The organism is Nocardioides sp. NPDC051685, from assembly GCF_044453405.1.
Classification (GTDB): domain Bacteria; phylum Actinomycetota; class Actinomycetes; order Propionibacteriales; family Nocardioidaceae; genus Nocardioides.
In genome coordinates this window covers 171,534-184,727 of sequence record NZ_JBITCR010000004.1, presented here as the reverse complement: position 1 = coordinate 184,727, position 13,194 = coordinate 171,534, and the positions used below count along the sequence as shown (strand labels likewise).

At 69.0% G+C, this 13,194-nt stretch carries 13 protein-coding genes; 4 read left to right on the top strand and 9 right to left on the bottom strand.

The window, feature by feature from the left end; genetic code table 11:
• Positions 1-46 precede the first annotated feature (46 nt).
• Together ACIA03_RS13680 and ACIA03_RS13675 are read left to right on the top strand one after the other, a co-directional pair.
• Complete coding sequence (locus tag ACIA03_RS13680) at positions 47-367, top strand: PadR family transcriptional regulator (protein ID WP_396983236.1); 321 nt, start codon at positions 47-49, stop codon at positions 365-367.
• Between the two features lie 245 nt (positions 368-612).
• Positions 613-1,251, top strand: coding sequence for a permease prefix domain 1-containing protein (locus ACIA03_RS13675; protein WP_396983234.1), 639 nt, complete (start codon positions 613-615; stop codon positions 1,249-1,251).
• A 98-nt stretch (positions 1,252-1,349) separates the two neighbouring features.
• Here the strand turns inward: ACIA03_RS13675 and ACIA03_RS13670 are convergent, their stop codons facing one another.
• The 4 genes from ACIA03_RS13670 to ACIA03_RS13655 are packed head-to-tail and all read right to left on the bottom strand — an operon-like array spanning position 1,350 to position 6,214.
• Complete coding sequence (locus ACIA03_RS13670; RefSeq protein WP_396983232.1) at positions 1,350-3,218, bottom strand: DEAD/DEAH box helicase; 1,869 nt, start codon at positions 3,216-3,218, stop codon at positions 1,350-1,352.
• 59 nt (positions 3,219-3,277) lie between these two features.
• Positions 3,278-4,090 carry an MOSC domain-containing protein gene (locus ACIA03_RS13665; RefSeq protein ID WP_396983230.1) on the bottom strand — a complete coding sequence of 271 codons (813 nt, stop codon included), beginning with the start codon at positions 4,088-4,090 and terminating at the stop codon, positions 3,278-3,280.
• A 22-nt stretch (positions 4,091-4,112) separates the two neighbouring features.
• A complete protein-coding gene (glmS, locus tag ACIA03_RS13660) occupies positions 4,113-5,936 on the bottom strand; it encodes a glutamine--fructose-6-phosphate transaminase (isomerizing) (RefSeq protein ID WP_396983228.1) in 1,824 nt (607 codons plus the stop codon).
• A 14-nt stretch (positions 5,937-5,950) separates the two neighbouring features.
• Positions 5,951-6,214, bottom strand: a complete 264-nt coding sequence (locus tag ACIA03_RS13655) for a hypothetical protein (protein ID WP_141791254.1) — start codon at positions 6,212-6,214, stop codon at positions 5,951-5,953.
• A 215-nt stretch (positions 6,215-6,429) separates the two neighbouring features.
• On the opposite strand from ACIA03_RS13655, the gene ACIA03_RS13650 reads away from it, so the two are divergent.
• A complete protein-coding gene (locus tag ACIA03_RS13650; RefSeq protein ID WP_396983226.1) occupies positions 6,430-6,561 on the top strand; it encodes a hypothetical protein in 132 nt (43 codons plus the stop codon).
• Positions 6,562-6,748: 187 nt separating this feature from the next.
• Complete coding sequence (locus ACIA03_RS13645; RefSeq protein ID WP_396983224.1) at positions 6,749-7,363, top strand: YceI family protein; 615 nt, start codon at positions 6,749-6,751, stop codon at positions 7,361-7,363.
• Between the two features lie 81 nt (positions 7,364-7,444).
• Here ACIA03_RS13645 and ACIA03_RS13640 read toward each other — a convergent pair whose 3' ends face one another.
• The 5 genes from ACIA03_RS13640 to ACIA03_RS13620 all read right to left on the bottom strand — a co-directional run bounded on the left by ACIA03_RS13640 (position 7,445) and on the right by ACIA03_RS13620 (position 13,125).
• Positions 7,445-7,933: a hypothetical protein gene (locus ACIA03_RS13640; RefSeq protein ID WP_396983222.1), complete on the bottom strand. Its 489-nt coding sequence runs from the start codon at positions 7,931-7,933 to the stop codon at positions 7,445-7,447.
• A gap of 579 nt (positions 7,934-8,512) precedes the next feature.
• Positions 8,513-10,153 (bottom strand): monocarboxylate uptake permease MctP, encoded by a 1,641-nt coding sequence (gene mctP, locus ACIA03_RS13635; protein WP_396983220.1) that lies wholly within the window; start codon positions 10,151-10,153, stop codon positions 8,513-8,515.
• Positions 10,150-10,404: a DUF3311 domain-containing protein gene (locus tag ACIA03_RS13630; protein WP_396983218.1), complete on the bottom strand. Its 255-nt coding sequence runs from the start codon at positions 10,402-10,404 to the stop codon at positions 10,150-10,152. Before ACIA03_RS13630 ends, mctP begins: the two co-directional genes overlap by 4 nt.
• A 156-nt stretch (positions 10,405-10,560) precedes the next feature.
• Positions 10,561-11,883: an exo-beta-N-acetylmuramidase NamZ domain-containing protein gene (locus ACIA03_RS13625; RefSeq protein WP_396983216.1), complete on the bottom strand. Its 1,323-nt coding sequence runs from the start codon at positions 11,881-11,883 to the stop codon at positions 10,561-10,563.
• Between the two features lie 84 nt (positions 11,884-11,967).
• The gene (locus ACIA03_RS13620; protein WP_396983214.1) at positions 11,968-13,125 is read right to left on the bottom strand and encodes an ROK family protein; all 1,158 of its coding nucleotides are present in this window, start codon (positions 13,123-13,125) and stop codon (positions 11,968-11,970) included.
• Positions 13,126-13,194 lie beyond the last annotated feature (69 nt).

Below are 13,194 nucleotides of genomic sequence, written 5' to 3'. Positions count from 1 at the left end.
CAACATGTATGGAGACAAGATACGACGGTCTGTGTAGGCTGTCTACATGAAAGCCGACGCCCTCCGCGGCCACCTCGACTCGCTGATCCTGGCCGTCGTCGAGAAGCAGCCCCTCCACGGCTACGCGATCATCGAGGCCCTCAGCGCCCGCAGCGGTGGCGAGCTCGACCTCCCCACCGGCACCATCTACCCCGCCCTGCGGCGCCTGGAGAAGGCCGGCTACCTCCACAGCTCCTGGTCCGAGGTCAGCGGCCGCAAACGCCGCACCTACGAGCTCTCCTCCGCCGGCCGCAACGCCCTCGCCGCCCATCGTCAGGAGTGGCGCACCTTCGCCAAGGTCGTCTCCGGCGTACTCGGCGAAGCCTGACCCGCCGAGGCGTCGCGCCCGGCGCCTGATCTCGTAGCCGTCTCCCTGACGTTCGGTAGTCCCCTTCTGCGTGTCGCGCAGCAGAACGTCAGGGACGCCACGGGACGGCCGGCGCCCCTGACATCCAGTACGCCGCCGCAGCGTGTCGCGAACCAGAACGTCAGGGACGCCACGCACGCCCACAACACCACCAATCAGGGGGTTCCCTGATGCGGTCGGCACACCCAGGGACAGAGGATGAACGCATGAGCGCCGTCGACGTCTACCTTGCGGACCTGCGCGCCGCGATCCCCGGGCCGAGCTGGACCCGGCGCGACCTCCTGCGCGAGGCCGGTGACCATCTCGAGGACGCGACCGACGCCTACACGGCGGCCGGCTACACGATCGCAGAGGCGGAAGCCATGGCGCTACGCGACTTCGGCTCGGTCGATGACATCGCACCCGGCTTCCGCGACACCGTCGCGATCGGTGCCGCGCGACGTACGGCTCTCATGCTCGTCCTCGTCATGATCCCTCAGGCGTTCCTGTGGGACGGCGGCATCGACCTGGGTTCGAGCGCGCACCTGGCGGCCCCCGATGCCGGGCTGTTCAACGTGCTCGACAGGATCATCGAGTACGTCGGCACGATCGGCGCAGTCGGTGCCGTCATCGCGCTCGTCGCGACCGCGATCGGTCAGCGCTGGCTCCCCATGGGCCGACGCGCAGCACGACTGACCGCGGCCTGGGCCTTCACCGTCGCGGTCGTGATCCCGGTCATCGGTCTCACGATGCTGGCCCTCACCGGCAGCCTCACCGCGATGGTCGCGCTGGCCGCGATCGCCTTCATGGCGATCCCGTTCGCATTGGTCGTCCTCTCCGCCCAACGCACCCTCGCCGCCTGCTGACCCCTGCCGAGGCGTCACCCCGGTCGCCCGAGACGTCAACGCTGTGACCATTCGGTCGACGCGCCTGACGCCTCGGCCGACGCGGGCGACTTCTCGGGTCAGTCGAACTTGCGCTTCTGGCGCGGCTTGCGGGGCCGGTCACCGGCCTCGGGCGCACCGCGGCGCGGCCCCTGGCTCCGGTCGAAGCGACCACCCGAGCGGCGTACGGGGCCGCCGCCGGAGTCCTCGGAGAGCTCGATCAGCTTGCCGGAGATGCGGGTCGACTCGAGAGCCTTCCAGGTCTCGGGAGCCAGGTCCGCGGGGAGCTCGACGAGCGAGAAGTCGTTGCGGATGGAGATGTTGCCGAAGTCGGCGCGGCGCAGACCGCCCTCGTTGGCGATGGCGCCGACGATCTGGCGCGGCTCGACGCGGTGGCGCTTGCCCACCTGGATCTTGTACGTCGCCAGCGGCTGCCCGTTGCCGCGCGACCGTGACGACTCGCGGCGCTCACCGGTCCCCCGCTCGCCCCGGTCGTCGCGTTCGCGACGGCCACGGCGCTCCTCGTACGCGGGCTTCTCGGGCTCCGGGTCGAGGAGCAGCGGCTCCTCGCCGTGGAGCACCGCGGCCAGGGCGGCCGCGACGTCGACCTCGGGGACGTCGTGCTCCTCGACATAGTGACGCACCACGTCGCGGAAGAACTCGATGCGCTCGGCCTCCTGCAGCGCGGCGGTGATGCCGTCGTCGAAGCGGGAGAGGCGGGTTGCGTTGACCTCGTCGACCGAGGGCAGCTGCATCTGCACCGGCTGCGCCTTGGTGTGCTTCTCGATCGCACGCAGCAGCCACCGCTCACGCGGGGTGACGAACGAGATCGCGTCGCCGGTGCGGCCCGCGCGGCCGGTGCGGCCGATGCGGTGGACGTACGCCTCGACGTCGGTCGGCAGGTCGTAGTTGACCACGTGCGAGATCCGCTCGACATCCAGACCACGGGCCGCGACGTCGGTCGCGACCAGGATGTCCAGCGAACCGTCCTTGAGCTGGTTGACGGTCTTCTCGCGCTGGACCTGGGCGATGTCACCGTTGATCGCGGTCGCCGCGAAGCCACGCGCGCGCAGCTTCTCGGCCAGCGACTCGGTCTCGGACTTGGTGCGCGTGAAGACGATCATGCCCTCGAAGTTCTCGACCTCGAGGATGCGGGTGAGCGCGTCGACCTTCTGGGGGTAGGACACCATCAGGTAGCGCTGGGTGATGTTGGCGGCGGTCTGGGTCTTCGCCTTGACCGAGATCTCCTTCGCATCGCGAAGGTACTTCTTCGACAGCCGGCGGATCTGCGCGGGCATGGTCGCCGAGAAGAGCGCGACCTGCTTGTCCTCAGGGGTGTCGGCGAGGATGGTCTCGACGTCCTCCGCGAAGCCCATGTTGAGCATCTCGTCGGCCTCGTCGAGCACCAGGAAGCGCAGCTGGGAGAGATCCAGCGTGCCCTTCTCGAGGTGGTCCATGATCCGGCCGGGGGTGCCGACGACGACGTGGACGCCGCGACGCAGCGCGGTCAGCTGCGGACCGTAGCCCTGCCCGCCGTAGACCGGCAGGATGCGTACGCCGTCGAGGTTGGACGCGTAGCGCTCGAACGCCTCGCACACCTGCAGGGCCAGCTCGCGCGTCGGCGCGAGCACCAGCGCCTGAGGCGCGTTCTGGTAGACGTCGAGGTTCGAGAGCACCGGCAGCGCGAACGCGGCGGTCTTACCGGTGCCGGTCTGCGCCAGACCGACGACGTCGCGGCCCTCGAGCAGCGACGGGATGGTCGCCGCCTGGATCGCCGAAGGCGTCTCGTAGCCGAGCGCCTTCACGGCCTCGAGGACACCGGCGGACAGACCGAGTGAGTCGAACGTCGGACCCTGCTCAGCCTCCACGCTGGACCCACCGCTGGGCGCGCTCGGCTCCTCGGGCGCGGGAGTGGTGGATACGGCAGATTCAGGGTCGGTGCTCACCATCCAACGGTAGGCCCTTATAGCACGATCTCAGCATTCCTCGGCGCGGTGGCCCCGGTCACTCAGGAGACGATGACCTCGTCACCGACCGCGATCTCGCCGGGGTGCGCGACGGCGAGATGCACCGCCGCCCAGACCTTGCCGTCCCAGCGACGATGCTTCGCGAGGGCACGGAGCGGGTCCTTGCCCGACTCCAGCGTGTCGGCATCGATGGTCGTCATCACGCACCGGTCGATCGGGGCGGCGACCCGGAACCGGGCGCCACCGATCGCGACCTCGCTCCAGCCGTCCTCGGCGAACGCCTCCGGAGCACCCTCGACGAGCAGGTTGGCACGGAAGCGCCCCGCCGGCACGTCACCCTCGGCCCAGGCGTCGATCTGCTCGGCCGAGGCGTCGCTGATCAGCGACACGGGCGAGGAGTCGTGGAACGCGGCGAACTCACCGGGCCGGTACTTGGCCGGGTTCATCGCCCGCTTCGTCGGATCCGCACACCACACGAGCCGCAGGTCGTCTCGGCCGAGCGCCTTCCGCAGCCAGGCGTCGGCAGGCTCCCCGACGGCCTTCGCGGTCAGCGGCTTCTGGAAGAGACGTACGCCGACGGCCGGCGCCTCCGGGCCGGGCACCGTCACCTCCAGCGGGTCCATCTCCGGACCGTTCAGCAGCAGGTCCACGCCGGCCGGCCCACCGGTCGACGGCGTGTCCGCCACGATCGTGAACAGTTCCCTCAGCTCACGAGCCGTCACCAGCGTGCCGCTGCCGTCGACGACCATCCACTCGCGGTCCCCGACGATCCCGGCCCTGCCGACGTAGGCCTCCTCGACCGGCCTGATCGCCGTCGACTTCACCGGATGCAGATTGATACCCGCCAGACGCATGGCCCGATTCAACCGCTCCCGGCTACTCAACGGTTACCGATTTAGCGAGATTCCGCGGCTTGTCCACGTCGTGGCCGAGTGCCTTGGCGGCGTGGAAGGCGATCAGCTGGAGCGGGATGGTCAGCAGGATCGGGTCGACCTCGACCTCGTTCTTCGGTACGTCCACGCGCAGTGCGTCGAGCTCGCCGAGGTCGACGTCGGGGTGGGTGACGACGACCAGCGGCCCTCGGCGGGCGCTGATCTCGTGCAGAGCCGCGACGTTGCGGTCGGTCAGCTCGTCGTGGGGCACGATCGCCACGGTCGGCACGGACTCGGAGATCAGGGCGAGCGGGCCGTGCTTGAGCTCGGAGGTCTGGTAGGCCTCGGCGTGCCGATAGGAGATCTCCTTCAGCTTCTGAGCGCCCTCGCGCGCGACCGGGTAGCCACGTACGCGTCCGACGAAGAACATCGACTCGGCCTCGGCCAGGCGCGCCGCGACCTCCTGGAGGTGGGACTCGCTCTTGAGGATCTCCTCGATCTGCCTCGGCAGCGCCTGCAGGCCGGCGATGAGCCGCTTCCCGTCGGCGATCGAGAGGTCGCGCACCCGACCGAGCTGCAGCGCCAGCAGCGAGAACGCGACGTACATGTTGGTCAGCGCCTTGGTCGAGGCGACCGCGATCTCCGGGCCGGCGTGCAGGTAGATCCCGCCGTCGACGGCTCGCGCGATCGCCGAGCCGACGACGTTGACGACGCCCAGCACGCGCCCGCCCTTGCGGCGGATCTCCTGGACAGCGAGGAGCGTGTCGATCGTCTCCCCGGATTGGGACACGGCGACGTAGAGCGTGTCCGGCTCGATGATCGGGTTGCGGTAGCGGAACTCCGATGCCGCCTCGGCGTCGGCCGGGATCCGGGCCAGCTCCTCGATCAGCCCGGCCCCCATCTGGCCGACGTAGTAGGCGGAGCCGCAGCCGAGGATCTTCACCCGGCGGATCGCGCGCAGCTCGCGCGGGTCGAGGTTGAGCCCGCCGAGGTGGGCCGTGCCGAACCGCTCGTCGAGCCGTCCGCGGAGCGCTCGCTCGACCGAGGATGGCTGCTCGAGGATCTCGGTGAACATCCGCGGCTCGTCGGCGAGCTCGCCGTACTCGTACGCCGACGGGTCGACGTCGACCTCGCGGGCCGTCGTCGTGGTCGTCGTCAGGTCCTGGCGGAAGGTCGTGAAGCCGGTCGCGGTGACGGTCGCCAGCTCGCCGTCGTCGAGGTGGGCGACGGTGGTGGTGTGGCGCACGATCGCGGCCAGGTCCGAGGCGACGTACATCTCGCCGTCGCCGACCCCGACGATCAGCGGGGAGCCATTGCGGGCCACCACGATGCGGTCGGGGAAGTCGGCGTGAACGACGGCGAGGCCCCAGGTGCCCTCGACCTGGGAGAGCGCGTCGACGACCTTGGCCTCCAGATTGTCCGCAGTCGACAATCCGATGAGGTGGGCGAAGACCTCGGTGTCGGTGTCACTGACCAGCTCGACGCCCGCATCGGTGAGCCGCTCCCGCAACGAGGCGGCATTGTCGACAATCCCGTTGTGGACAACCGCGACCCGGCCGTCGGCGGAGACATGCGGGTGGGCGTTGGTGTCGTTCGCCGGACCATGCGTCGCCCAGCGGGTGTGGCCGATGCCGACCTTGCCGGCGAACCGCTTCGGCAGCGCATCCACCAGATCCCGGACGCGGCCGGCCTTCTTCACCACCTGGAGCCTGCTGCCCAGCACGGCGACACCCGCCGAGTCGTAGCCGCGGTGCTCCAGCCGGGCCAACCCCTCGGTGAGCAGGCCGGCAGCCTGCTGGGGCCCGATGTAGCCAACGATTCCGCACATGTGTCCTGTCCGTCCTATCCGTAGATGAGCCGTCGCAGCTGACGTTCGGTCAGCTGCGGCGCGGCAACGACCCGCGCCCGAAGCTCCTCGGCGAGCTGCGCGAAGATCGCGTCGTTCTTCGCGCCGTAGGTCTTCAGCTGTGCATGCCGGCGGCGCACGTAGGCCTCGACCGGTTCGTCGAAGTACGCCACCACGTCCTCGATCACCCGCGCCGCCTCCGTGGGCGGAAGCCCGGTGGTGGCGACCAGGTGGTCGATCAGCGCTTGCTCCGCATTCACGCAACCCACTGTGAGGCACCCACCGGACGAGGTTCAAATTTCTGCCCGATTTCGGGCAGAACTTGCCACTTTGACCCGAAGTGGGGCGCGGCACGCACTCGGCGCCCCATTCGGGGTCCTCAAGTGGGGCGCACCGCGCCATCTGCCGGACTACTTGGACACAGGAGTGGGGGTGCGGTATGTTAGGTGAACACAAGGTGAACAGGAGGTGTCTGATGAAGGGAAATGAAGTGACTAGCAGGCTCGAGCTCCGCTGGCTCCCCGTCGTCGACCGCCGCGGCCGTAAGCACATGGAGGCCCGCTGGGTCGAAGTGAGCACACCCGCGACCACTCGTCACGCTGCCTGACAACCACTCAACACTTCCGAGGCCCGCTCCCGACAGGGAGCGGGCCTCGTGCGTTTAGGGATAGCGTTGTCACTGCAACCAATTTTCCGCCATCGCCAGAAACGCCCGCGAGAACGGGAACATTGGGCGAGATTCCCCCGTTATGATGCTTGCAGTTTCAACCAATTCTTCCAGGAGCGCACCCGTCATGGGCATTTTCAGCAAGAAGGACGCGGCCCCCGCCGCAACCGAGTTCGACACCCCGACCGCCGCCATCGAGGACATCGCGGGTGACTACACCCTCGACGTCGCCCACACCCGCCTGGGCTTCTCGGCTCGCCACGCGATGGTGACCACCGTGCGCGGCTCCTTCAAGGAGTTCGAGGGCACCGCGACGATCGACACCGCCGAGCCCGCCAAGTCCAAGGTCTCCCTCACGATCAAGGCTGACTCCGTCGACACCGGCAACGCCGACCGCGACGGCCACCTGCTCTCCGGCGACTTCTTCGAGAACGAGACCCACCCCAACATCACCTTCGAGTCGACCGAGGTCGAGTTCGACGGCGAGACCTGGAACATCACCGGCGACCTGACCATCAAGGGCACCACCAAGTCGGTCACCGTCCCGTTCGAGCAGACCGGCTCCGCCAAGGACCCGTTCGGCAACACCCGCGTCGGCTTCGAGGGCGCCGTCGCGATCAACCGCACCGACTGGGGCCTCTCCTTCAACGCCGCCCTCGAGACCGGCGGCGTGCTCGTCTCCGAGAAGATCAAGCTCGAGTTCGACATCTCCGCGATCAAGAACGCGGACGAAGCGGCCTGATCCTGAGGTCGATCTGACCACGATGCGTCGGGGCCACCGGGAGTCTCCCGGTGGCCCCGACGCATCTCATGAGCGCCTCGCTCAGCGCGCGTCCTTGACGTAGTAGTACTTCTGCGCCCCGACCCGAGCGGTCCCGACGACGTCCGCGGACGACGAGTCGCCAGTCGCTCCACCGGCGAAGCCGACCTGGTCCGTACCGAGATCGACACCGCGCCCACCAGCCAGCGGGGGCCGGGCGTCGTTGTCATGGTGGACCACGCCACCGCCGGTGGCGTTGTCGACCGGAGACTCGACGTGCGCACGGCCACTGACCACGACCGTCGTCCCATCGGTCGTCACCGTCACCGCCCCGTCGTTGCCGGCCTGTTCTCCCGACACCGTCACCGGACCCACTGGCCCACGATCCGGTTCCTTGATCGGCTGCTGGGCCGCCGGGGCGGCCCGGGTGTCATCCGGCTCAACGGACCGGGAGTCGGCACAGGCGACCGTGGCACCGGCGGCCACCAAGCCACCTGCCACGAGGGTCACCGCCACCGATCGCCGAAGTCCCCCGAGTACCTTCGAGTTCATCGCGTTCTCCTGATGTGAGGTTGCGCGGCCCGTGGCCGCAGGACCCCGAGCCCTTCTAGACAGAGGGGTCCGAGTGTTGTGGGAATGCGGGACCCCGTCGGCGCCTGCACCCGGCGCCCGAGCGCACGGGGATCGCGGCTGGCACCGGCGGGGTCCCGCCGAATGAGGCGAGCGCAACTCTGGTCACGCTCATAGCCCCACCCATAGGACCGGACGGATCGGCAGTGTCGATGGACACTGCCAGCTTCACGTCCGGCGGTAGATCCGCGCAGGCGACGCCCCCCGGCGTCCAATCGTCTGCGTGGATCCGCTGCTCATCATCACGCTCGATCTTCGTCGCGGGTCGGACAGGACGAGCCGTCACGGCGCGGCGTACGCCGGCGTCTCGACTGCTCGCCGAGACCATCACAGCCTCTTTGTCCAACATCGACACTCCCGAGATCGGCCCGAATCAGACCTTCAACACTTGTTACGTACATCGACGGTATGACGTTGCAGTTCCTTTGGAAATAAGGAAAAAGTCCCGCAAACACGTCATTGAGGCGTGTTTGCGGGACTTTGTCTCAGGGTCGATCGCCCTCAGCGCACCTCCGTCGTCGAGCTCAGCTCCTCGACGACGCCCTCGTCGCCGGCGTCGACCGAGTAGTCCTCCGGCGAGGTCGCGTCCTCACCGTCCGGCACCTTGAGCGCCCTCAGGATCGGGGTCAGCACGACAACCACGATCAGGTTGAACAGGAACGCGGTGAGCGCGATGTAGATCGGCGTCTCCGTGCCCGGGAACGGCGCCAGCGGCCCACCGAAGTGCTCCTGCGTGGGCGAGGAGACCCCGTAGGCGACGATCGTCCCGTACGCCATCCCGACCGCCCAACCGGCCAGGACCGCCCAGCGGTGGAACCACCGGGTGTAGAGCCCGACGACGATCGCGGGCAGCGTCTGCAGGATCCAGACACCGCCGAGCAGCTGCAGGTTGATGGCGTACGACTTCGACAGCGCCAGCACGAAGAGCAGTGCCCCGAACTTCACGATCAGGGACACGATCTTGGCCTGCTTGGCCTCGTCCTGCGGGGTCGCGTCGGGCTTCAGGTAGGCCTTGTAGATGTTGCGCGTCCACAGGTTCGCGGCCGCGATCGACATGATCGCCGCCGGCACCAGCGCACCGATGATGACCGCCGCGTACGCGACGCCCGCGAACCACGCCGGGAACTGGTCCTCGAAGAGCTGCGGGATCGCCAGCTGCGGGTTCGGCGGGTCGCCGACCATCACCCCCGCCGCAAGGGCGACGAACCCGAGCAGCGCCAGCAGCCCCAGCAGGAACGAGTACGCCGGCAGCAGCGCGGCGTTGCGCCGGATCACGGTGCGGCTGCGTGTGGAGAGGACGCCGGTGATCGAGTGCGGATACATGAACAGCGCCAGCGCCGAGCCGAGCGCCAGGGAGGCATAGGCCCACTGGCCCGCGGCCGCAGCCGGGAACAGCGCCTTCGGCGCGGCCTCGCCGGCGGCGATCGCGTCGGCGTTCTCGGTGTTGAACGTGTCGAAGCCGTTCTGCACCGTGTCGAAGATGTTGCCCCAGCCACCGAGCTGTGAGGGGATGTAGATGATCGCCACGATGATCACGATGTAGATCAGCGAGTCCTTCACGAACGCGATCAGCGCCGGCGCCCGCAACCCGGAGGAGTACGTGTAGGCGGCCAGCACCGCGAAGGCGATGAAGAGCGGCAGATCACGGATGAACCAGTTCGAGGAGTCGCTCTGCAGACCCATCACCTCGAGCACGACCTCCATGCCCACCAGCTGCAGCGCGATGTAGGGCATCGTGGCCAGCAGACCGGTCAGCGCGACCACGAGACCGAGCGACTTGGAGCCGTAGCGCCCGGTGACGAAGTCGGCCGGGGTCACGAACCCGTGTTTGTGCGAGACCGACCACAGCTTCGGCAGGAACGCGAAGATGATCGGGTAGACGAGGATCGTGTAGGGCACCGCGAAGAAGCCGACGGCCGCGCCGGCGAACAGCGTCGCGGGGACCGCGATGAACGTGTACGCCGTGTAGAGGTCGCCTCCGATGAGGAACCAGGCCACGAACGTACCGAACCCGCGGCCGCCCAGGCCCCACTCGTCGAGGTTGTCCATCGACTTCGCCCGGCGCCAGCGCGCCGCGGAGAAGCCGAGGATCGTGACCAGCAGGAAGAGGAAGGCGAAGACGGAGACGGCTACCGCACTCACTGGCCGGCCTCCTTCCAGGGACGCCCGGCGGCGGCACGGTCACGCCGGAACGCGGCCTTGGCGACGAAGTAGGCGATGGTCGTGAACAGGACCGAGCAGGGGATGAGGACGAGCTGGAACCAGAAGTAGAACGGGAATCCTGCGAGCGTCGGAGTCTCCTTCGCGTACAGCGGCACCGCGAGTGACGGGGCTGCTGCCGCGACCAGGAGGACCCCGACGAGGATCCACGAGCCCTTGGACGAGGACGGCATGGGTCACCTCCGAGATCTGTCGAAGTGGGGTAGGACGATGTGACCTTGGTCACAATGACGACTTGTGTCCAGCCCAAATCGACCCACACGACGACGAACGGTCGATCCGCCGCGACGAACGGTCGAACCCCGTGCCGCGGGAGGGACGCTTCGACCTCAGCGGTAGATCAGGTAGGGCCGGCGGCGGGCGTCGAACGCGGCGAGCTCGTCGGCCCAGGCGGCCCCGACCTCGTCACAGGTGGCGCCGTCGTCGATCTGCGTACGCAGCCTGGTCGAGCCGGTGAGCTTGTCGATCCAGAAGGGCCGGGCCGTGTCCCAGGAATCCTGGCGCCAGGTGAACTCGGGGTAGAGGGACCTGGCCGCGACCAGCATCTCGACACCGGTGCGGATCGGGTCGAACCGGTCGCGGTCCTGGATCGTCACCTGCACCCCGCCGCAGACCTGGCCGGCGAACTTGTTGACCGAGGGGTTGAAGTAGGCCTCCCGGAACGTCACGCCCGGCAGGTCCGCCTCCTGCAGCGACGCGGCCCAGCGGTGGTCGACGAACGGCGCCCCGATCAGCTCGAACGGCTTGGTGGTGCCGCGCCCCTCGGAGAGGTTGGTGCCCTCGAACATGCAGGTGCCGGGGTAGGCGAGCGCGGTATCTGGGGTCGGCATGTTGGGGCTCGGCAGGACGAAGTCGAGCCCGGTGTCGGCGTACAGCGTCCTTCTCCGCCACCCAGAGACCTCGACGATGTCGAGCTGTTCGAGCCGCCCTCCGGCGTGCTCCTCGAGGAACTCGCCGTCGAAGAAGCGGGCCAGCTCGCCGACCGACATCCCGTGCTGCTGGACGATCTCGCGGGCCCCGACCCCCGAGGTGTACGCGGCGGTCATCATCGGTCCGCGAGCGACCCCGCCCACAGGGTTGGGCCGATCGAGGACCACGAAGCGCGTGCCGGTCGCGACGGCGGCCTGCATCGCCGTCCACATCGTCCAGATGTAGGTGTAGAACCGGGCGCCGACATCCTGGATGTCGAAGACGACGGTCTCCACGTCGGCCGTGGTGAACAGCTCGCGCATCTTCGCGACACTCGCTCCGTAGGCGTCGTAGACGGTCAGGCCGGTGCGCTCGTCGACGAAGGTGCCCTCCGAACCGCCGGCCTGAGCCGTGCCCCGGAAGCCGTGCTCCGGGCCGAACACTCCCGCGATGCTCACGGTCCCGGACTCGTGCATCTCGTCGACGATGTTGCGCAGGTTGCGCAGCACGCCGGTGGGGTTGGTGATGATGCCGACCCGTTCGCCCGACAGCACCGACCAGTCGTCGGCGGCGGCCCGGTCGGCGCCCGGAGTCACCGGACGACCTCGGTCGGCGGCCGGGGTCGGCAAGGCCGGTTCCGGCTCGGCGCCGGCCGCCCCGGCGAGGATCGGCGCTCCCGCCACACCGATCGTTGCCGCGGCGAGCAGCCGGCGGCGGGCGATTCTCGGACCTTCAGCGACCATGATCTGCTCCCGTCCTCGGTGAGTCCCGACCTGGCACGTTAGTCCCGCCGCACCGGCCTGGGGAGCTGAATTCGACGGTCCGGATCAGACCCGGGCGAGGTGGGCGTCCAGCCGCTCGGGGGAGAGCAGGTGGTTGATGGCCACCGCGGCGCAGCCGACCATGCCGGTGGAGTCGGCGTGGGTGGAGGGGACGAAGGTCAGATCACGCGTGGCCAGTGCGGTGGAGCGCGAGTAGACGGTCTCGCGGACGCCTGCGGTGAAGAGGTCGAAGGCGGCCGCCATGTCGCCGCCGATCACGACGACCTCGGGGTTGAGCAGGTTGATCGCGATCGCCAGCACCTCGCCGAGCTGGCGACCGGCCTCGCGCAGCAGGCCACGGGCGATCGCGTCACCGGCCAGCGCGGCCGCCACCAGGTCGCGGATGTGACCGGCGGAGACGCCGGAGTCGACCAGGCCCTGGGTCAGCGCCCAGCCGGCCGCGACCGTCTCCAGGCACCCGGTTGCCCCGCACCGGCAGGGGCGCTCGCCGGCGGACTCGACCCGGGTGTGCCCGATCTCGCCGACGGCACCGGCATGGCCACGCAGCACCCTGCCGTCGGCGATGACCGCCAGGCCGAGGCCTGTCGAGGCCTTCACGACGAGCGCGTCGCGCGGATGCAACCCGCTCCCGAAGAGCTCAGCCGTGGCCAGCGCATCGGTGTCGTTGACGAGCACCAGCGGGCCGTCGGTGAGGCGGTCGAAGTAGGGGTCGAGCGCGACGCCGTCCCAGCCTCGCATCACCGGCGAGTCGACCGAGACCCGGCGGACGGGGTCGACGACGCCCGGCAGGCTCATCCCGACGCCGAGCACCGGCGGCTCGATCCCCTCCAGGAGCCGCTCGAGCCGGTCGGTCACGTCGGGCATCAGGTCGTCGGCGGAGATCCCGACCTCGTGGTCGCGGGTGTCACCGGCGAGCTCGCGGCCATCGAGGTCGAAGACGGCCAGCTGGCTGCGGGAGCGCCCGATCGCCACCGCCAGGACGACCCCGGCGTCGGCGTTGAAGGTCAGCGAGCCCGGCGGCCGGCCACCGGTGGAGGCGAGCTCCTCCCCGGTGAGGATCAGCCCTGCCTCGACCAGGGCGGAGACCCGAGAGACCACAGCGGTACGCGACAGACCGGTGGTCTTCTGCAGATCACTGCGGGTGAGGGCGCGCCCGGAGCGCACCAGGGCGAGGACGTCGGCGGCGGTTGTCATCTCGGGCATGGGCCCAGCGTACGCCACTTATGTCTTTCGTGTACCAAAGATTTACTTGTATCGATCCAAAGATCGTGA